The following is a 20,858-nucleotide window of genomic DNA, read 5'->3' as shown; positions in this document are numbered from 1 at the left end:
TTTCTAATTACATTTTTCCCGATAATTATAAAAAATAACAAGACTATCTATGTAGAAATAGCCTTGTTAATATTTTGTATATATAATAGCCGCAAAAATATGCTCTATTTTATCCTCTTACCATTGTAATAATCATCTTAAAACGTTGTTCTGCTTTTACAGAATGAAGCGCACCTGCTGGAATAATAAAGCTTTCTCCAGCTTTAATATGGTTGTCTATACCTTCAACATTGAGCACCATTTCTCCATCTATTACTTGAATAAAAGCATCGAAGGGCGCAGTGTGTTGTGAAAGTCCCTGTCCAGCATCGAAACTAAAAAGCGTAACACTACCAGCATTGTTATGAATTAACTCTTTGCTTACTACGCCTCCTTCTGTATAATTAACCAATTCATTGGCATTGAAAATTTTTCCTTTTTCAAACTTCATAATCTCGTCTTTTTATTTTGTTGTTATTATTAATATAAAACAAACACACAATATGTGTGCCATAAGTGTGTAATATAAAGACTGTAAATAAAATTAAAGGGAAATAATATTAAAATATGGAAAAATAAGATAGAAATGGCTGAGAAATAGATGCGAACAGTAATAATGCGAATGGTATAATGTCAGTTCTTATCTGACAAACAATAACATTTGTTACTATCTTGTCTGAGCTTTTTAGCAAGATAGTGCTAAACAAACAGTAAATGTAGTTATAAATTCTTATGGAATACAGCAATAATGTATATAAAAAAGAAAGGATTTCGTAGTAGAAACCCTTTCATTTTGTGATCCGCATGGGGCTCGAACCCATGACCCCAACATTAAAAGTGTTGTGCTCTACCAGCTGAGCTAGCGGATCAAACCTAATTTTTTTGAAAACGAATGCAAAGGTATATCTTTTTTTTGTAGAATCAAATTATTCGTGAAGTTTTTATTAAATTTCATACCTTAATCGGTATCTTATAGACCGTAGGAATCTTAATAATGTGCACTATGTTGTAGGAAAAGAGTATTTTATGAGTAAATTAGAGTTATATTTTGGAGGCGCTAATGTTTTTAGACTTCATATTTTTTTGTTAGATGCACTGAAACGATTTAGAACAAATTTCTTCGCCCAAAAGAATTGAAGGATACCACGCAGAGAAAGAAATAAAAGGAAAGCTATCCATAATGCATTGTTCTCCCAAAACGGTTTGGCAATATAGTAGAAAGCAAAGAAACAAACCATTGCTATAGCAGAAGTAATGAGCATTCCTTTGGTTTCTGTCATTCCAATAAATATACCATCATAAATAAAACCAGCTACTCCTGTAAGTGGAATAAAATAAGTCCAAACAAGATAAGGCAAAGATGCACAGATAACAGAACTGTTGTCGGTGAGAAGATGGAGAAAGTTTTTCCCACTAAGTGTATAAATTGCAGTAAATAGAATCACCATAATTCCGCCGAACCCGAATAAACTATGTACCATTTGCATAAATCCGCTCTTGTTATTTGCACCATACAATTTTCCACTCAAAGCTTCTCCAGCATAAGCGAAGCCGTCCATAAAGTAGGAAAAGAGCGTAAACATTGTCATAAGCAATGTATTAACTGAGAGTATTAGTGCTCCTTGTTTTCCACCTGCACTGGTGAAGAATAAATTTACAGCTACTAAACATAGTGTGCGCAAGAAGATATCACGATTTACAGAAAAGAAACGCTGCCAAGCTTCTATGTGAGTAAGTGTAGATTTGAAAAGCGAGAACGATAACTGTGTAATAGTAGGCGATGTATAAAATGTTTTATTTTTAAGTCCACGGTGCACAAAAAATAAAGCTATTAGAAAACCACTCCATTGTGCAATTAGAGTGCCCGATGCAACACCTTCTATTTTCCACCCAACACCAAACACAAATAAAAGTGAGGCGAATATATTAATAAGGTTCTGCACAATGGCAATTAACATTGGTATTTTTGTGTTTTGCATACCAATAAACCACCCATTTAGTCCATATAAACCAAGCATAGCAGGTGCTCCCCAAATAACAATGTGAAAATATGAATGTACTAATGGTAAAGAACTTCCGGGAGTATTCATTGCGCAAATCATAATCCATTCTATAACAGATTGGCAAATAATAAAGATAACACCCATACCTACGCCTATAGTTAAGGCACGAAATAGCACTCTTATGGCTTCTTCCCAAACTTTTCTGCCGTATGCTTGCGATGTCATTCCGCTTGTTCCCATACGCAGAAACCCTAATATCCAATACATAATATTGAATATCATTGAACCTATGGCAATAGCTCCAATATAGTTTTCGTTTCCAATATGTCCAACAATGGTTAAATCTGCCAAACCTAAAAGAGGCACTGTGATGTTGCTAACTATTGATGGAAGTGCAAGACGGAGTATTTCTTTGTTTGTTTTATTCACGTTGTTCTTATCGTATATAGTCTTTTGATACTAAGTCGTAGTATAATGCTTCGAGTTCGGCAAGCGATAAATGTTCTACCGAATGTTCTATCATTCGTATTAGTTCTGTTCTTCTTGCGTCGTCGTGTATTTTATCGAAGTTCATTTTTATAATCTTGTTTCTAATTCGTTTATAGCCTCTTGCATATCAGCATCAAAAGTTGTATGGTTACAAAGAAATTCTTCTCTACCTTTGGCAAGCTGTGCATAAAGTTCTTTGTTCATCTCTTCTACGTAAGATGCAATGGCAAATTCTATGTCGTCGCGTTGTGTTTCGTTGTTAGAAAACTTGTATACACGATACTTCTGGTGTAAGAAACAATAGGCTGATTCTATACTGTCTTTACTTATCATAGGAGTTTATTTACTTGAAATATTATGGTATTACTTTAAAACGTATGCGAAACGACTTGCTGTGTTCGTCCCAATTTGTACCTAACAGCTCGAATTTGCCTATTTGTTTTGTAGAACGAACGTGTTTACCAATGCACGGACACACATCGTAATTGCCAATTCTTACTAGTCTTATTTTTTCAGAAGCATCTTCGGGCAATCGTTCTAGTGTTACGTTTTCTGGCAAATTGTTGCGTTCCACAAGTTCGTATGTTACAGGAAGGTCTTCGTCTATAAGTCTATTCATTTCATCTGTTATGGCTTTTTCTTCTTTTCGCGATGGTTTTTGTTGAAGCACGAAAGTCATTTTGCTTTTCTTTCGTTCTATGTGTGCATTTCTGCTGCGTTCTGTTCCAAACATTCTTACCATAAGTTGGTTTAGCAAATGTTCGGCTGTGTGTGCAGGTGGAAATTCCTCTTTGTTGTGTACATTGAATGTATAGTTGTCTACTTCCATAATCTAAAATTTATATACTCTTCCATTGAGTGCAGGAACTACTATTTCTATAGAACTGTCTTTCTGCAGTACCACAGATTGATGATTGCCTGAAAGTAAGTCTACCATATCCTTCTTACCTTCTTTAATTTCCATATAATCAAATGCGTGGGCAGGTATGTTTACACGAATATGTGCTTCTGTTTTGCTAAAGTTAGCAACAATAAGTAGGGTAGTGTTATTCGAACTACGCAAAAAAGCAAACTGTTTGTTGCTATCAAAGGCATCGTTTGTTTCGTTGGCATACATAAGGTCGAATGTTTTTCCATTGCTGATAGCTTTTTCGCTATTGCAGAGCGTTAATATTTTGCGATATTCTTTTTCTAATTGCACTTGTTCTGCCGACAATTTGCTACGTTCAAAGAAACCTTTACGAATGGCATCAATGCTCCAATAGTCGAAAATGGTAGACCGACCGTCTATTCCCGAGAAACCTTCACCGTCCATTCCTTTTTCGCCAAACTCTTGTCCGGCATAAATCATTATGGGATTGCACTGAAATAGGGCAGCAACAATAAGGGCAGGAATGCCTTTTTGCATATTCCCACAGAAGAAGTTGGACGCTATTCGTTGTTCGTCGTGATTTTCAAGAAAGTATAACACGTGTTTGCCAATATCGTCGGTTGCTTGCCATTGGCGTGTAATATCGTTTGCCGAGCGATGTTCGCACATTACATCGCGTAAGCAATCGTACATACCCACCTTGTCGTACAAATAGTCGAAACCTGCTGCAATGTATGTTCTGTATTGATTAGGGTCGTATACTTCGCCAATAAAAACAATGTGAGGATATTGTGCTTTTACCTTTTCTGTTGCATATTTCCAAAACTCGTGTGGCACCATTTCTGCCATATCGCAACGAAAACCATCTATTCCTTTGGCTGCCCAGAACAATAGTATATCGGTCATTTTGTGCCATGTGTCTGGTATTGGATTGAAATGGTTGCTTCGTCCGCCCCAATCGCAATAGTCTATGCCGTAGTTTAGTTTTATGGTTTCGTACCAATCGTTGGCTTGTGGGTGTGCATCAAACCTATCGTTTCCGGTGCAACGTGCCACTGTTTCTGTGTATTCTGCTGATTTGTGGTCGGGTTTTGTTGCTTCGTTGTTTATTGAGCGTGGTATGGCTGAAGTGTCTAATGGCTCGTTCGGACAATAATAGAAGTTGTTGTTTGCATCGAAGTGTTTATTTTTATCGTCGGTTTCTCCCAAATCTTTCACGCCATTTGGTTTACAAATGCTTTTGTATTCGCGTGCCACATGGTTAGGAACAAAGTCTATAATTACTTTTAAGCCTTCGTTATGGGTTCGTTTTACCAAGTCTTCAAACTCGTTCATACGTTTCGTTACGTTGTCTGCAATGTCTGGATCTACATCGTAATAGTCGGTAATGGCGTAGGGCGAGCCTGCTTTTCCTTTCACAACACGTGGAGTTTGGCGTGGTATTCCAAATGCAGAATAGTCGGTGCAGGTGGCGTGGCGTATAATGCCAGTGTACCAAATAGTGTTTGCACCGAGCTTTTTTATTTGTTGTAGCGTTGTTTTGTTAAAGTCGCTCATTTTTCCAACTCCGTTATCGGCAATTGTTCCGTTAGGTTGGTTGTTGGTATTTTTGTTGCCAAAAGTGCGTGTAAACACTTGGTAAATTACTAATTTCATTACTTATAGCTTATATCTGGTGAAACAAAAAGAGACACAATGCCCTGTAATCCTAATGTTCGCTTTATTGGGTTTACCAACTATTTGCGAGTTGTGTAAATGGATATACAGGGGCTTGTGTCCCTACATAGGTATTATTGAGGTTGCGAAGCAAACGCTACAACCAAATATCGATTACATTCTGTGTAGCAGTAATCCGTGTGCATCTACATTTTTGTCTATTCTGCCAATCATACCCTGAAGTGCTTTACCTGGACCGCATTCTATAAATTCGGTTGCTCCATCGGCTATCATATTTTGTACGCTTTCGGTCCAACGAACACTTGATGTAAGTTGTGCTATAAGGTTTGCCTTAATTTCGGCAGCATCGGTGTGTGGCTTTCCGTCTACATTCTGATAAACTGGGCATTTTGGCGATGTTATATTGGTGGCTTCAATGCCAGCTTGTAATTCGTCTTTTGCTGGTTGCATAAATGGCGAATGGAAGGCTCCACCCACTTTTAAAGGCAATGCGCGTTTAGCACCAGCCTCTTTTAGCAAGGCACAAGCTTCGTCGATACCTTCTTTTGAACCTGATATTACTAACTGACCAGGACAGTTAAAGTTGGCTGCAACAACCATTTTACCACCATCGGTAACTTGTTTGCAAATTTCAACCACTTTTTCGTCGGCTACGCCTATAATGGCTGCCATTGTTCCTGGATTTTGTTCGCAAGCTTTCTGCATGCTGTTAGCACGTAAGGCAACAAGTTTTAAACCATCTTCGAACGATAGTGCACCTGCTGCTACTAATGCTGAAAATTCGCCAAGAGAGTGGCCCGCTACCATATCGGGCTTAAACTCGCTGCCCAAACAGAGTGCTGAGATAACACTGTGGAGAAACACTGCTGGTTGTGTTACGTTGGTTTGCTTCAGTTGTTCGTCTGTTCCTGCAAACATTATATCGGTTATTTTGAAGCCTAAAATCTCGTCAGCTTTATCGAAAAGTTCTTTTGCTAATTGTTCGTTGTCGTAGATGTCTTTGCCCATACCTACGAACTGTGAGCCCTGTCCTGGGAATACAAATGCTTTCATTTTTTTGTTTTAATTAAATTGTTACGCTGCAAAAGTACAACAATAATATGAAACACACAAATTTCGTTCTTGTATGCTATATATAATAAGGTGTAAATAGGAATGGGAGCTGTTTGTTTCTGCGTTAGATACTATTTATATGGCATTTATTGGCTCTTTATGGCTTTGTGTTTATGGGTTTAACAGTCTAACAAGTTTATAATGCGCTTTAGGGTATAGCTTGTTAAATGTGTGTATGGCGAGGCGCGATAGTGCGAATGTGCGATAATTCTTTCATAGTGTTCTTTCGTTTCTTATATAGTTTCGCAACTTTTTCATAGGCGAGTTATGTTATTATTTACACGTAAGTAAAGTTTTACTTACATGTAAATAAAGTTTTACTTACGTGTAAATAAAACCATATCATCATTGTATCGTTGATGTGGTATGCGCATATAATTGTAATAAGATGCGTGAGAAAATTGCTACTTACACTCTACGTAAATGTAGAGTGTAAGCATTGGCACTGCACAGCGTGTGTGCATGCTCTAACTATTAAGAGTTAGGCTGTGATAGCTATAGAGATGGATACTCTATGTTCCAAAGAAACAATGCGTTGCCTGGCATACTTTCGCCAGCATCGCTACGTGTGCCTGTGTCTACTATTTTGCAGAAGTCGTCAATCGATAGTCTGCCACGTCCCACTTCTACCAGCGTGCCTACAACTGCTCGAACCATATTGCGAAGAAATCGGTTGGCAGTAATAACAAAGCACCAACTCTCGGTTTCGGCTGTATTGTCGTAAATGGAAAGTTCGGTATTGCAACGCACCCATTGTGCTTCGGTTAGGTTGCAGATGGTTGTTTTGTTGTCGCCTCCAGCCTTACAAAAGCATTTAAAGTTGCGTTCGCCAATAAGATAACTTGCAGCCTCGTTCATTTGGTTGTAGTTTAAGGCGTAAGGCATTTCGCACGAGTATGCTTTTTGGAATGGGTTTCTGGCATGGTGCATATAATAGTGATACGTGCGCGATGTGGCAGAAAAGCGTGCATGCAATTCGTTGTTTACTGGATAGGCTGCCGTTACAGCAACATCGCGCGGCAATATGCGGTTTAGTTTATAACAGAGTTGCTTGCAATCTATGCTGTTTTCTGTAAAGTCGAAATGAGCAACCATTGTGCGTGCGTGCACTCCAGAGTCGGTTCGTCCAGCACCTATAACACTTATTTTAGTGCGTAATAATGTAGATAAAGCTTTTTCTAAAACTTCTTGCACCGTTATTCCGTTAGGTTGAATTTGCCAACCGTGATAATTAGTGCCATCGTACGAGAATTGTATGAAATACCTTTGCATAAGTGGTTGCAAAGGTACGTAAATTTATTGCAAGTCAGCTTGTTTGCTGAAAAAAGTGGTTAAGCAGTACGCACAAAGCAGAAGAATATAGCAAAAAAACAGCTGCAATATGCTGGGGTGTAGCTCTTCTATGCTTGCACCTGGCAAATGGGCTATGCTATGTAGGGCAGTGTTCATAGCACCAACTATTGTTTGCAATGCTTTTCCTATAAATAGTTGCACAACTGGCATAAAAAAGCATACAAACAACAGAACTGTGGTGTAGAGAATAATAGTAGCACAAGGAATTACAATGAAGTTGGAAAGTAGGAAGTAGCAACTAAATCGTCCGAAGTAGTAAGCCACCAATGGTGCAGTACCCAATTGTGCCGCTACCGAAACCGTAATAAGTGTCCATATCCAACGCAACAGCCAATGGTGCTGAAGTTGTTCGTACGAGAATAATCCATAAAGTGTGGGTGCGAAGAGAATAATGGAAAGCACAGCCATAAACGACAATTGGAAGCCTACGTCCCATAAGTTCTGTGGGTGTAGCACCAATAGAATAATAGCCGTAAGCGCCAATGTGTTGAGCGAAGAACGGTCTCTATTCAGTAATCTAACAACACTGTACACAGTTATCATTGTTGCCGACCGCAATACTGATGGGGAGAAATCAACCAACAACGCATACAGCCAGATAAGCAGTAGCACCAACAAATCGCTAATGTGATATCGCACAAGAACATTTAAGTAGGGAATGCCTTTACAAAGATTGAATCCGAAAAGAAAGATAACATAGATAATACCAAGATGCAACCCCGACAGAGCTAAGATATGACTTGCCCCCGAGACGGAATAATCGTCTTTTACGTCTTTCGATATAAGTTGCTTGTTACCCAAAGTCATCGCAATAGTAACAGCAGCAGTCTGTTCTTCGAGTCCTACACGTGCATAAGTTCGTAACCATTGTTGTTTTGCTCGTTTTAGTTCAATCAATGTTCGGTCTACAATGCTAAGGAACGAAAGATTTACTGCAGTCTTTTTCCAATTCCTATAGAAAATAAAAGTTTCTGCACTAATACCGTGCAAATGTAACCAACGAGCATAGTCAAAGTCTGTATCGCAGAAGTTTACGGGCTTTTCCAACTCAGAGAAGGCAGTGATACCATCTCCTACGTGTAACCGTTTATAGTTTTCAGAAACAGTATCGCATAATATAGCAGCCTTAATTTTCATAGGGGCATCAGTCGTTTGAATAGCCAATTCGGTTTGTATAACTTTCCCGTGTCGCACAGGTTCGGTCAGCAATACCGCATTGTAGCGCAAAAGCTTTGTAGGAATAAACTTCTGCATCTCCATTTCTGTGTTTGCCATCAGCCATCCACCAATTGAAGCCACAGCAAGAAGCAATGCGCAGCTGTTAAATATTCGTCTATTCCTACTAAGAAAAATAACCACTAAACACAGCATAGCCATTGCAAGCCAACTCCATATTGGTATAATGGTTAAAGCAAATCGCCCCAGAACCATACCAATAATTAACGCTGTAGCAACTTTCACCAAAGGATTAATGTCGTTGGCAATACCTTGTTTCATAGTATAGGTAGTTATTTTTTGTTTCGTTTGCAAAAGTAATAAATATTTTTCTGCTTCTATCATTATATTAACCCATCTTCGCCCACCCCTCGTAATAAATCTCAATCGAATCATTAAACCATAATACCATTATGTATTGTTTGTACTATTAATTTCTGTTATTCTTTATTTTATTGCAAGTATAGTGTTATCCTTTTTAACCAACCGTAATACATTGCATCTACGTTATAAAGTCAATTAATCAGTCTAATAATGAAACGAAATCTACAGAGCTCTAACAACTAATTTAGAATAAATAGTCTCTTAATTTAAAATAAATAGTCTCCATTCTGCATACGAACCACAACACTTCACAAACAAATTTGAGTCGCCGTCCGTTCGTTCACTACTACCTTATATATTATAACTACTACCTTATATATAATAGCTATTACCTTATATGTATTATATCTGCTACCTTATATATAATAGCTATTACCTTATATGTATTATATCTGCTACCTTATATATAATAGCTATTACCTTATATGTATTATATCTGCTACCTTATATATTATATACGAACGAAGATACTTCACGAACCTTATTTCTCTATATATACACACCGAATAAATGTTTACTGTTTATCAGCATATATACTTGATGTACATAGTTTTATGGCGAGAATAAAAATGCTTTAATAATATTTAACAGCAATAACCATATTATAAATGCTTAATAATCAGTGATATATAGAAGTGCTTCAGAAAAATAAAAAAAAAGTATAAAAAAAAGTATGGCTATTAAAAAAAAATATCTACCTTTGCATCGTTTTAAGAAATTAATGATCGTTTTACAGATTAAAAAGCAAAGAAAATGAAAAAGTTATTATTTGTAGCAGTAGCTTGTGCAGCTATCTCTTTGACATCTTGCAATGGTAAAGGTAAACCTGCTGGTACAGCAGATTCTTCAAAAGTTGATACAACAAAAGTTGATACAACAAAGCAAGATACAAACAAGGTTGATTCACCTGCAGTAGGCACTCATACTGATTCAACACACGTTAATAAGTAATCAAGTTACTTAGCTATTAAAGAAATCCCGCTGGACTCTTAGAGTCCAGCGGTTTTTTTATTTATTTATGATGAACTTTTCTGATTTCTGAGTACCATTCTTGAATTTAGTTTGTTTAATAGCAATACCTTCGTTAGGTTTAGTGCGTTTGCGACCAGAAATATCATAGTATGTTTCTTCTGCCACTTCAAGTTTATTCTCCTTATTTATAATGTTTATATTATTCGCTGTTTTTTCTTTATTTAGGGTGTAAATAGCTCCTGTATATTCGCTCATTCTAAACCAAGAATCGTCTGCAGCTATACACGAAAGAACGTATGTCTTATCGTTTTTAGGAGCATCGAGTGTTATCTGGTCTTCGTTCATTGTATAGGTAATATCTACAGAAGGATTCATAGGAACAGCCTGATTATTGTCTATTCCATAGTATCCCATATAAATGGATACGTTCTCGCCTTGATCTGTTTGAGTAGAAAAAATTAATGATTTGTGTGGAATAGTGATTTTATTTCCTTTTATGCTTCCTTTAACCCAGCGATTGGTTACATCTGCAAATGTTTCGGGTAAGGCGACTATAGGATTCTTAACATAAACAGTTTTGTTATCAGCCATAAAAACAACCTCAAAATCAGTTGCTTCAGATAGATTGAGTGTTGTCATTTCAAGAGATCCGTCGTCAGCCTGTTGTAGTTTAATTCCCTTTCCAGAACGGTCGTAAACTTTAACAAGTCCATCAGGACGATTAGAAAGTAATGCCTCTTGTGCATTCATACTTAAGCCAAAATTAATGGCAAGTGCTAAAAGTAATAGTTTCCTCATATATAAAAAGTTTATTAATAAAATTATTCTTCAGATATTCTGTAAACCTTGCGGTCTATTTGTTTATAGACACGTTCTAAAATGCCTATAATTAGTTATTTTTTATTGTTACAAAGGTATACAAAACGTCTGAATGTACAAAATGTTTCTAACTTAAACTGCTATTTTAGCTAAGTCTGTTTTATTTATATTCTTCTTATCTGAGGTAGCTATATTAGAGATAATTGATATCTAATTTATAACAGATAGATATCTAAGACGTAGCTGATAGATATCTGAAATAAACGTGATAGATATCTGAAATAAACGTGATAGATATCTGAAACAAGAATAACTATAATTGAGAGACTTTTCGAGTCCTCTGCAATATTTTCTTGTGAGTAAACAGTAGGCATTACTTATAATTATCCTACTTATGATGATGGCGAATACTAATAATTGAAGCTAGTTTAATATAGATTAGTCGTTAAACCCAAATTAGTCATTAGACGGCAATAGGTATAGTTTTTATTACTATGATATTGTCTCCTAACATCTTTTACTTTCTTATTGGCATCTTGTTTGTCTTTGTAACTTGATGTAGCCCGCTACACATACGTTGCAAAGACAGATAATCTACCTGATAATAAAACAAAGTATGTTTAGGCTCTAATGACGGATTTGGGTTAAAACTTATATTAATTTTAGTATTCAATATCATTTGTATACAATAAAGACCTACACGAAAACAATAATCGTATAGGTCTTTGATTAATGGTATGGATTTGTAATTTAATATTCTCCCCAAGCCTTAATGTCAATATCGTTTAACTTAACATTGCAGAAGGCTGCAATAAATGCACTTGCAAGTCGGCTGTTTGTAAGCAACGGTATATTAAGGTCGATGGAAGCACGTCTAATTTTGTAGCCGTTAGTAAGCTCTCGTGGTGTAAGATCTTTCGGAATGTTTACCACCATATCAATCTTCTTTTCGTGTAGAAGGTCTAATGCCTGTGGTTGTTTTCCTTCGTCTGATGGCCAATATACTAATGTGTTATCTATGCCATTCTCTGTTAGGTAGTTAGAGGTGCCACCAGTGGCAAAGAGATTGTATCCGTGGTCTTTCAATATTTTTGCAGCATCAAGCATTTCTGCTTTTTGTTTTGCTCCACCAGTAGACAGCAGTATATTTTTTGCAGGTATTCTTTGTCCAACAGAAAGCATACTCTTTAGTAGCGCAGTATAGGTATCTTCGCCAATACAGCCAACTTCTCCTGTAGAACTCATATCTACACCCAGTACAGGGTCAGCTTTCTGTAAGCGATTGAATGAGAATTGCGATGCTTTGATACCCACATAGTCGAGATCGAAGAGATTTTTGCTTGGTTTTTCTACAGGTATACCAAGCATAATTTTAGTAGCTAAGTCGATGAAATTTAGTTTCAAAACTTTGCTAACAAATGGGAATGACCGACTGGCGCGAAGGTTACATTCAATAACAAGTATATCGTTATCGCGTGCCATAAACTGTATGTTGAATGGACCATTAATGTGCAGTGCCTTAGCAATTTGTCTGCTGATGCGTTTTACACGGCGTACAGTTTCTACATAAAGTTTTTGAGGTGGGAACTGAATAGTGGCATCACCAGAGTGAACACCTGCAAACTCAATATGTTCTGATATAGCATAAGCCATGATTTCGCCATTGCGTGCAACGGCATCCATTTCTATTTCTTTCGCATGTTCAATGAATTTGCTTACAACTACCGGGTGGTCTTCACTCACGTTGGCTGCTAATTTCAGGAATCGTTCTAATTCATCGTTGTTGGAACATACATTCATAGCAGCTCCAGAAAGAACATACGAAGGGCGAACGAGTACGGGGAATCCTACACGGTCTACAAATTCTTGAATGTCTGCCATACTTGTTAGTGCGCGCCACTCTGGTTGGTTCACACCTATATCGTTGAGCATAGCTGAGAATTTGGCACGGTCTTCTGCATTATCAATATCTTTCGCCTTTGTTCCGAGTATGTTCACATTTTCCGCATCAAGATATACAGCAAGGTTGTTAGGAATCTGCCCACCAGTAGAGACTATAACACCATGTGGTGTTTCCAAATCAATTATATCCATAACGCGCTCGAATGTAAGTTCATCAAAATAGAGACGATCGCACATATCGTAGTCAGTCGATACTGTTTCTGGATTATAATTTATCATAATAGAGCGATAGCCCTGTTTGCGAATCGTATTTAGTGCTTGTACACCACACCAGTCGAATTCAACAGAAGAACCAATACGATAAGCACCAGACCCTAGAACAATAACACTTTTACGGTCGGTTTCAAACTTAATATCGGAATCTACCCCCGAGTAAGTAACATAAAGATAGTTGGTTTGTGCTGGATATTCGGCAGCAAGTGTATCTATTTGTTTTACAACTGGTAGAATACCATAACTCTTACGTAATTGACGAACAACTAATACAGCTTTATGCATATTATCTACTTCGTCTTCTAATCCAACTGCACGTGCAATTTGGAAGTCTGTGAAGCCGTAGATTTTAGCAGTACGGAGTAAAGTCTTATCAAGTGTGTTGATATTACAATTCTTTAATTGTTCATCAACGTCAATAATATGTTTCAGTTTATATAGGAACCAATGGTCGATTTTAGTAAGTTCGTGAATTTGATCAACCGTATAACCCTTATGCATAGCCTTTGAGATAACGAAGATACGTTTATCCGTTGGCTCTCTCAATGCTGCTTCTATATCCTTAATTTCTAATTCTTTGTTTTCTACGAAGCCATGCATACCTTGTCCAATCATGCGCAAACCTTTTTGTATGGCTTCTTCAAAGTTACGACCAATTGCCATAACTTCACCAACAGACTTCATACTTGAGCCTAATTCTTTGTCTACGCCACGGAATTTACTTAAATCCCAACGTGGTATTTTACAAACAACATAGTCGAGTGCTGGTTCAAAGAAAGCTGATGTTGTTTTGGTAACAGAGTTCTTTAGTTCGAATAAACCGTATCCCATTCCTAATTTAGCAGCAACAAATGCAAGTGGGTAGCCAGTTGCTTTACTTGCTAATGCGGAAGAACGCGAGAGACGAGCATTTACTTCAATTACACGGTAATCTTCACTTTTAGGATCAAAGGCATATTGTACATTACATTCGCCTACAATTCCAATGTGGCGAACAATCTTTATTGCTAATTTACGAAGTTTATGATATTCACTGTTAGTGAGGGTTTGTGAAGGTGCAATTACGATAGATTCGCCTGTATGGATACCCAATGGGTCGAAATTTTCCATATTACAAACCGTAATACAATTGTCGTATTGGTCGCGAACCACCTCGTATTCTATTTCTTTCCAGCCTTTTAAACTCTTCTCAACCAATACTTGTGGTGAGAATGAGAATGCTTTTTCACAAATCTTATCAAGTTCTTCTTCGTTATCTGCAAAACCACTGCCGAGCCCTCCCAGTGCATAAGCAGCACGAATAATAACAGGATAACCTAATGTTGTAGCAGCTTTTCGTGCTTGTTCTACTGTCTCACACGCTTCGCTCTTAATAGTTTTAATGTCTATTTCGTCTAACTGTTGTACGAAAAGTTCACGGTCCTCAGTGTTCATTATAGCCTTAACAGGTGTACCGAGTACTTTTACATTGTACTTCTCAAGTATCCCGAGACGGTCTAATTCTACACCGCAATTTAAGGCTGTCTGTCCACCAAATGCTAATAGAATGCCATCAGGGCGTTCTTTTTGGATAACACGTTCTACGAAATATGGCTGTATTGGTAAAAAATAAATCTGGTCTGCTACGCCTTCTGATGTTTGAACTGTAGCTATATTTGGATTAATAAGAACGGTAGAAACACCTTCTTCACGTAGTGCTTTTAACGCTTGAGAACCTGAATAGTCAAATTCTCCAGCCTCACCTATTTTTAATGCGCCTGAACCAAGTAGCAGGACTTTTTTTATTGATTCGTCTTTCATTATTTCAGTGCTTCTACAAATTTGTCAAACATAAATACAGTATCTACTGGACCAGAACTTGCTTCTGGGTGGAATTGCGAACTGAACCAAGGATTCGTTTTGTGTCGGATACCTTCATTACTACCATCGTTCATATTTACAAATAGTTCTTCCCAATCTTTATTAAGAGTTTTTGCATCAACGGCATAACCGTGGTTTTGTGATGTAACATAGCATTGGTTTGTTCCAACCAATCGAACAGGTTGATTATGTCCGCGATGACCATATTTCAGTTTAAAGATAGTTGCGTTAGCAGCCTTTCCCATGAGTTGATTTCCCATACAAATACCACAGATAGGCTTTCTAGTCTCATTCATCTGTTTACGGATAATCTCTACAGCATCATTGCACATATCAGGATCTCCTGGACCGTTGGCAAGGAATAGACCATCATATTCTAATGATGTGTAATCGTAATTCCAAGGAACTCGAATTATTTCTATATTTCTGTTTATTAATTCACGCAAGATATTTGCTTTTACACCACAATCAACTAATACAACTTTCTTACCTCCACCTTCATTATAGCGAATGATTTCTTTTGTTGAGACCAGGTCTACAAAGTTAACTCCTTCATAATGCGCAGTAGGAATGTTGTCGGCTTCATCATCGAAAATAATTTGTCCCATCATTACGCCGTGTTCGCGTAAAACTTTTGTAAGTTCACGTGTATCAATACCTGTGATGGCTGGAACTTTTTCTCGTTTAAGCCATGATGCTAGACTTTCAACAGCATTCCAATGTGAGTATTCTTCGGTATAATCGGAAACGATAAGTGCAGACACATAAATCTTGTCACTTTCCATAAATGAAGGAATATGGTTTTTCTCCATTGTAAAAGGTGGAACACCATAGTTTCCAACTAACGGGAATGTCATAACAAGCATTTGTCCTGCATAAGAAGGGTCGGTAAGGCTTTCAGGATACCCCATCATAGCTGTATTGAATACTACTTCACCTGCAACAGGCTTCTCGTATCCAAATGATTTTCCATAAAATTTTGTACCGTCATTTAAGACTAAAGTTACATTCCTCATTTTTATTCGTATGTTGATGATTTAATGTTTGCTGATTTACTTACGATAATTCTGTTCGTAGAAGTTTATGAATGCTTTGTTTACAAGTAGCATTCCTCCAGGAGTAGGATAATTCCCTGTAAAATACCAATCTCCTTTATGTTTTGGTATGGCTTTGTGTAAGCCTTCTATACTTTGGTAAACAAGTTCTACTGGAGTTGTCATTTCTATAGGTCGTAGCATCTCTACGATCTTCTCGTTGATTTCTTCTATAGTAAACGGAGCATAAATTTTACGAACAGCATTATTAATTGTCTCACTCTTAGTTTTGTTTATCTCTCTTTTACAAGCTTCATAAACTTCTGTTAAGAGTGATTCCATATTCCGTTCTTTAATTAACTGAATAGTTGCACTGAACACACAAAATTCTTCTAAGCGTGGCATATCAATACCATAATAATCAGGATAGCGGATTTGTGGTGCGCTTGATACAATGATAATTTTCTTAGGGTGGAGTCTATCGAGTATTCGTAGGATACTTTCCTTTAGAGTTGTTCCACGAACAATAGAATCATCAATGATAACAAGATTATCTTCATTTGGTGTAATGCTTTCGTAGCTAATATCGTAGACGTGCGATGCTAAGTCGTTTCGTGAATTACTCTCTGTGATAAAAGTACGTAATTTAATATCTTTCCACGCCACTTTCTCAGAGCGGATAGATTGATTTAGTATTCTCTCTATATCTTTATTGGTTGCATTGTTTCCTAATGCTTTTATTTCTTGAACCTTTCTAGCATTCAACCATTTCTCGAATCCTTGTAATAATCCGTAGAAAGCAACCTCTGCCGTATTTGGAATAAATGAAATCACAGTGTGATTTGTGTCGTAGTCAATAGCCTCTAGGACTTTTTCAGTAAGTTGCTCACCTAATTTTTTACGTTCTTTATATATATCTCTATCAGAGCCACGTGAGAAATAAATACGTTCGAATGAGCAAGCTGAATTTTCCTTAGGTTCTAATATTTGATGCAACGAACTTTCACCGTGTTTGTTTACAATCAACGCCTGACCTGGTAAAAGTTCTTTTATATCTTCACAATCTAAATCAAATGTAGTTTGAAGTACTGGGCGCTCACTAGCCAATGCCATATATTCTTCGTTCTTATAGAAGAAAGCTGGACGAATGCCCCAAGGGTCTCGCATTGCATACATCTCTCCGGACCCTGTAATACCACATATTACATAACCTCCATCGAAATATTGCATAGTGGTTTGTAATACATTTTTCATTTCGACATGGTCTTCAATATAATGTGTAATATCGAATTTCTCTAACCCTAACAGTTTTGCTTCACGGTAATTACGTTCGACTTCACGGTCTAAACGGTGTCCCATAAATTCAAGGAGCAAGTAAGTATCGCTATATTTACGTGGGCATTGACCATAATCAGTGAGATGTTCGAATATCTCACTGATATTAGTCATATTGAAGTTACCACAAAATGAGAGGTTCTTAGCTCTCCAGTTGTTACGTCTTAAGAAAGGGTGAACATACGATAAGCCACTTTTTCCTGTGGTAGAATAGCGTAAATGCCCCATATAAAGCTCGCCTGCGAACGGTAAATTACGCTGTGCAAAATCGACATCTGCAATTTCTACTTCGGTGTAATCTTTATATTGTTTATGAATATTTGCAAAAATCTCAGTAACAGCATTCTTTCCTTCTGCTCGTTCTCGGAACATATATTCGTTTCCTGGTTGAGTTTCTAGTTTAACGCTTGCAATACCAGCTCCTTCTTGTCCTCGGTTGTGCTGCTTTTCCATCATAAGATACATCTTATTTAAGCCATACATCCAAGTTCCATATTTTTCTTTAAAGTAGCTTAGAGGCTTTAGCAATCTTAACATTGCGACACCACAATCTTCATGTATGTTCTTTTCCATTTACTAAGGTTTCTTTTTATTGTTTTTATTCTACTGTTACAGATTTAGCTAGATTTCGTGGTTGGTCCACATCTTTTCCTTTACATACAGCCACATGGTAAGCTAACAATTGTAATGGTATTGTTGCTACGAGTGGTTCTAAACAATCCATTGTATCTGGAAGTTCTATAACGGCATCTGCAATTTGCGAAATTGTTTTGTCCCCCTTCGAAACCAATGCAATAACACGACCATTTCGAGCTTTAATCTCTTGTATATTACTACGAACTTTCTCGTACATAGCGTTATGCGTAGCAATAACAACAACAGGCATATCAGAGTCTATCAGAGCAATAGGCCCATGTTTCATCTCTGCTGCTGGATAGCCTTCTGCGTGTATATATGATATTTCCTTTAGTTTCAGCGCTCCTTCCAAAGCAACTGGATAGCTAAATCCTCTACCTAAGTATAAGAAGTTGTGTGCGTAAGTAAATGTTCTAGCTAAATCGGCAATTGCATCGTTTGATTTCAATACTTCTTTTATTTTTTCAGGAATAGCCGTTAATTCTTCCACAACTTTTACGTATTCATCTCGTTTTATAGTTCCTTTTGCTTCTGCTAGCGTAAGTGCAAGCATAGTAAGAACTGTTACTTGTCCAGTAAATGCTTTTGTTGAGGCTACACCTATTTCTGGACCTACATGAATATAAGTACCTGTATGTGTTGCTCGTGGAATACTTGAACCGATAGCATTACATATTCCATAGATAAATGCACCATGTTCTTTTGCTAATTCTATCGCTGCAAGCGTATCAGCTGTCTCACCACTTTGTGATAATGCTATTACAACATCGTCAGCAGAAACTACTGGGTTTCTGTATCTAAATTCGCTTGCATATTCTACATTTACAGGTATCCGGCAGAATGTTTCGAGTAATTGTTTGCCAATAAGCCCAGCATGCCAGCTAGTTCCGCATGCTACAATAATAATGCGTTTTGCATTTAGTAGCTGTTGTCGATGGTCAATAATGGCACTTAATGTAACATTATCGTTATTAACATTGATACGTCCTCTCATACAGTTAATGAGGCAGTCAGGTTGCTCGAATATCTCTTTGAGCATAAAATGTGGATAGCCTCCTTTTTCAATTTGTCCAAGATTAATATCCACAGTTTTTATTACAGGTGCTAAAGATTCGTTCTGTATATTTACAATCTTCAGTTCTTCACCTAATTTCATTACAGCAATGTTCTCATCTTCGAGGTAAACAACCTTGTCTGTATATTCTATGATAGGACTTGCATCTGACCCTAAGAAGAATTCATTATCGCCAATTCCTACAACGAGAGGACTCTGTTTTCTTGCAGCAATAATTGTATCAGGGTGGCGTTTATCTAAAATTGCAATAGCATAGGCTCCAATTACTTGATGAAGAGCTACTTGCACTGCAGAAAGTAAGTCTAGACTTTTTCTTGTTTGAATGTATTCTACTAGCTGTACTAATACTTCTGTGTCTGTATCAGAAATGAAATGAACACCTTTACCTTGGAGTTTTTTCTTTATTTCTGCATAATTCTCAATAATGCCATTATGTATGATGGCTAAATTTTTAGACTCGGAGTAGTGTGGGTGTGCATTTGTAGAAGATGGCTCTCCATGTGTAGCCCATCTTGTATGTGCTATACCAATAGTACCTTCTATGTTTTTATCAGCACAAACGGTTTCTAATTCACTTACTTTACCTTTTGCTTTGTATACGTTTAATTCGTCGTTACTATTGATAAGTGCAACGCCTGCACTGTCATATCCTCTATATTCTAATCTTTTGAGTCCTTTTATTAGAACAGGATAGGCTTGTCTTTTTGTGCCTAAATATCCAACAATTCCACACATAATATATATAGTCCTTTTCTTTTTATTCTAGTTTTATCTTTAAACACTTTGTTTTGTTTGTTTAATAACAATTACCTTAATATTGTAACTAATAGTGTTACAAGCGACGATGTAATACCTATAATAGAATAGAATATGCTTGTATTGCTACCGAAGAATGTATTTCTAGCTTTCACCTTATGAGGTTCAACATATATAACGTCATTCTGTTGTAGGTAATAATATGGTGAGTTTATTATATTCGCATCATTCATATTTAAGCGAACCTTGTGTTTCTCACCAGTTTTATCTTCTCTAACAAGAAGAATATTATTTCGTTTTCCATAAATAGTCATATCTCCTGCTTCAGCCAATGCCTCTACAATACTAATTTTCTCGGTTGATACAGGAATAACACCAGGGTGATTCACTTCTCCGATTACAGTGATACGAAAACTACTCATTCGAACCGATACAACTGGATTTTCTGTTCGTGCCAAGTAAGGTTGTATTTTACTTTTTATAAGGTCTTCACATTCATTTTTAGTAAGCCCAGCTACATGAATTTTACCGATAATAGGAAAATTAATCATACCATCGTTATCCACCAAATAACCAGTAATAGCATTTTTGCTAGTAGATTGTCCTGTTGAATGTAAATTGAAAGGCTCTGAAGATAGAGGATCTGTTGTTTGTACTAAAATGGTTAATTCATCTTTCGGCATAATTTTCGCATCGTATAGTCCTTTAGATGCTGCTAAACTAATAGAGTCAATATTTCTCCAGTAAACCGTTTGTTCACTTGAACCGCAGCCTACCATTGCTAAAATTATGGCACATACCATAATAGGGAAAAGTAATTTCTTCATAAAATATAAGTGCGATAACGTTATTTCTTAGTCACCAAAGTGGTCTATTACATATCTCATAAATCTACCACCATAATTATGATGCAAAAATACTACTAATTTTTGAGAACGGCAAAAGTTTAATTGACTTTTATAATAAGGTACAGAAAATGGCTGATAATATTAGAGAAAACTTTTCTTTACCATTATGTTGTGTAATTCTCAATACTAGTGTCAGTTTGTAGTTATCTTATCGTTACTTATGTCTTGATGTATTCCTAGTTTTTGTTTTTACCTACTCATAGA

General features: G+C 36.9%; 16 protein-coding genes and 1 tRNA gene. 1 reads left to right on the top strand and 16 read right to left on the bottom strand.

The genetic code is table 11. The features are described from left to right. Positions 1–109: 109 nt before the first annotated feature. From HMPREF9144_RS07115 to HMPREF9144_RS07075, 10 genes are all read right to left on the bottom strand, one after another. Complete coding sequence (locus tag HMPREF9144_RS07115) at positions 110–433, bottom strand: cupin domain-containing protein (protein ID WP_174262614.1); 324 nt, start codon at positions 431–433, stop codon at positions 110–112. Between the two features lie 342 nt (positions 434–775). Next, a tRNA-Lys gene (locus tag HMPREF9144_RS07110) sits at positions 776–848 on the bottom strand. Positions 849–1,052: 204 nt separating this feature from the next. Further along, entirely contained in the window at positions 1,053–2,411 is a 1,359-nt protein-coding gene (locus tag HMPREF9144_RS07105; RefSeq protein ID WP_006045249.1) for an MATE family efflux transporter, read from the bottom strand. Between the two features lie 7 nt (positions 2,412–2,418). Then, positions 2,419–2,556, bottom strand: a complete 138-nt coding sequence (locus HMPREF9144_RS13535; RefSeq protein WP_006045248.1) for a hypothetical protein — start codon at positions 2,554–2,556, stop codon at positions 2,419–2,421. 2 nt (positions 2,557–2,558) lie between these two features. Then, on the bottom strand, positions 2,559–2,804 hold the full coding sequence (locus tag HMPREF9144_RS07100; RefSeq protein WP_006045247.1) for a hypothetical protein: 246 nt from the start codon (positions 2,802–2,804) through the stop codon (positions 2,559–2,561). Positions 2,805–2,826: 22 nt separating this feature from the next. After that, positions 2,827–3,300 (bottom strand): alanyl-tRNA editing protein, encoded by a 474-nt coding sequence (locus tag HMPREF9144_RS07095; protein ID WP_006045246.1) that lies wholly within the window; start codon positions 3,298–3,300, stop codon positions 2,827–2,829. A 3-nt stretch (positions 3,301–3,303) separates the two neighbouring features. Continuing rightward, positions 3,304–4,998, bottom strand: coding sequence for an alpha-amylase family glycosyl hydrolase (locus tag HMPREF9144_RS07090; protein WP_006045245.1), 1,695 nt, complete (start codon positions 4,996–4,998; stop codon positions 3,304–3,306). A 174-nt stretch (positions 4,999–5,172) separates the two neighbouring features. Then, complete coding sequence (gene fabD, locus HMPREF9144_RS07085; protein ID WP_006045244.1) at positions 5,173–6,072, bottom strand: ACP S-malonyltransferase; 900 nt, start codon at positions 6,070–6,072, stop codon at positions 5,173–5,175. A 555-nt stretch (positions 6,073–6,627) separates the two neighbouring features. After that, a complete protein-coding gene (gene truA / locus HMPREF9144_RS07080; RefSeq protein WP_006045243.1) occupies positions 6,628–7,404 on the bottom strand; it encodes a tRNA pseudouridine(38-40) synthase TruA in 777 nt (258 codons plus the stop codon). A 24-nt stretch (positions 7,405–7,428) separates the two neighbouring features. Next, positions 7,429–8,982 (bottom strand): ComEC/Rec2 family competence protein, encoded by a 1,554-nt coding sequence (locus HMPREF9144_RS07075; protein ID WP_040595640.1) that lies wholly within the window; start codon positions 8,980–8,982, stop codon positions 7,429–7,431. Between the two features lie 855 nt (positions 8,983–9,837). Between HMPREF9144_RS07075 and HMPREF9144_RS07070 the strand changes: the two genes are divergently transcribed. Beyond that, the gene (locus HMPREF9144_RS07070; RefSeq protein WP_006045241.1) at positions 9,838–10,035 is read left to right on the top strand and encodes a hypothetical protein; all 198 of its coding nucleotides are present in this window, start codon (positions 9,838–9,840) and stop codon (positions 10,033–10,035) included. A 57-nt stretch (positions 10,036–10,092) separates the two neighbouring features. Here the strand turns inward: HMPREF9144_RS07070 and HMPREF9144_RS07065 are convergent, their stop codons facing one another. The 6 genes from HMPREF9144_RS07065 to HMPREF9144_RS07040 form a co-directional block, all read right to left on the bottom strand. Continuing rightward, positions 10,093–10,854, bottom strand: coding sequence for a hypothetical protein (locus tag HMPREF9144_RS07065; RefSeq protein WP_006045240.1), 762 nt, complete (start codon positions 10,852–10,854; stop codon positions 10,093–10,095). Positions 10,855–11,625: 771 nt separating this feature from the next. Then, on the bottom strand, positions 11,626–14,850 hold the full coding sequence (gene carB, locus HMPREF9144_RS07060; protein WP_006045238.1) for a carbamoyl-phosphate synthase (glutamine-hydrolyzing) large subunit: 3,225 nt from the start codon (positions 14,848–14,850) through the stop codon (positions 11,626–11,628). Next, positions 14,850–15,926 (bottom strand): glutamine-hydrolyzing carbamoyl-phosphate synthase small subunit, encoded by a 1,077-nt coding sequence (carA, locus tag HMPREF9144_RS07055; protein ID WP_006045237.1) that lies wholly within the window; start codon positions 15,924–15,926, stop codon positions 14,850–14,852. The genes carB and carA overlap by 1 nt, the downstream gene beginning before the upstream one ends. 36 nt (positions 15,927–15,962) lie before the next feature. After that, positions 15,963–17,852, bottom strand: a complete 1,890-nt coding sequence (locus tag HMPREF9144_RS07050; protein ID WP_006045236.1) for an amidophosphoribosyltransferase — start codon at positions 17,850–17,852, stop codon at positions 15,963–15,965. A gap of 25 nt (positions 17,853–17,877) precedes the next feature. Beyond that, positions 17,878–19,725: a glutamine--fructose-6-phosphate transaminase (isomerizing) gene (gene glmS, locus HMPREF9144_RS07045; protein WP_006045235.1), complete on the bottom strand. Its 1,848-nt coding sequence runs from the start codon at positions 19,723–19,725 to the stop codon at positions 17,878–17,880. Positions 19,726–19,796: 71 nt separating this feature from the next. Beyond that, complete coding sequence (locus HMPREF9144_RS07040; RefSeq protein ID WP_006045234.1) at positions 19,797–20,573, bottom strand: polysaccharide biosynthesis/export family protein; 777 nt, start codon at positions 20,571–20,573, stop codon at positions 19,797–19,799. Positions 20,574–20,858: the final 285 nt, after the last annotated feature.

The sequence above is a fragment of the Prevotella pallens ATCC 700821 genome (assembly GCF_000220255.1).
Lineage (GTDB): Bacteria > Bacteroidota > Bacteroidia > Bacteroidales > Bacteroidaceae > Prevotella > Prevotella pallens.
Note: the sequence above shows the minus strand (reverse complement) of the source record. Positions and strands in the feature narration are given on the sequence as shown.

Bases quoted from the DNA above. Each gene is read 5' to 3' on its own strand.
- HMPREF9144_RS13535 (WP_006045248.1), bottom strand. From the start codon at position 2,556: ATGAACTTCGATAAAATACACGACGACGCAAGAAGAACAGAACTAATA.
- HMPREF9144_RS07100 (WP_006045247.1), bottom strand. From the start codon at position 2,804: ATGATAAGTAAAGACAGTATAGAATCAGCCTATTGTTTCTTACACCAG.
- HMPREF9144_RS07095 (WP_006045246.1), bottom strand. From the start codon at position 3,300: ATGGAAGTAGACAACTATACATTCAATGTACACAACAAAGAGGAATTT.
- HMPREF9144_RS07090 (WP_006045245.1), bottom strand. From the start codon at position 4,998: ATGAAATTAGTAATTTACCAAGTGTTTACACGCACTTTTGGCAACAAA.
- fabD (WP_006045244.1), bottom strand. From the start codon at position 6,072: ATGAAAGCATTTGTATTCCCAGGACAGGGCTCACAGTTCGTAGGTATG.
- truA (WP_006045243.1), bottom strand. From the start codon at position 7,404: ATGCAAAGGTATTTCATACAATTCTCGTACGATGGCACTAATTATCAC.
- HMPREF9144_RS07075 (WP_040595640.1), bottom strand. From the start codon at position 8,982: ATGAAACAAGGTATTGCCAACGACATTAATCCTTTGGTGAAAGTTGCT.
- HMPREF9144_RS07070 (WP_006045241.1), top strand. From the start codon at position 9,838: ATGAAAAAGTTATTATTTGTAGCAGTAGCTTGTGCAGCTATCTCTTTG.
- HMPREF9144_RS07065 (WP_006045240.1), bottom strand. From the start codon at position 10,854: ATGAGGAAACTATTACTTTTAGCACTTGCCATTAATTTTGGCTTAAGT.
- carB (WP_006045238.1), bottom strand. From the start codon at position 14,850: ATGAAAGACGAATCAATAAAAAAAGTCCTGCTACTTGGTTCAGGCGCA.
- carA (WP_006045237.1), bottom strand. From the start codon at position 15,926: ATGAGGAATGTAACTTTAGTCTTAAATGACGGTACAAAATTTTATGGA.
- HMPREF9144_RS07050 (WP_006045236.1), bottom strand. From the start codon at position 17,852: ATGGAAAAGAACATACATGAAGATTGTGGTGTCGCAATGTTAAGATTG.
- glmS (WP_006045235.1), bottom strand. From the start codon at position 19,725: ATGTGTGGAATTGTTGGATATTTAGGCACAAAAAGACAAGCCTATCCT.
- HMPREF9144_RS07040 (WP_006045234.1), bottom strand. From the start codon at position 20,573: ATGAAGAAATTACTTTTCCCTATTATGGTATGTGCCATAATTTTAGCA.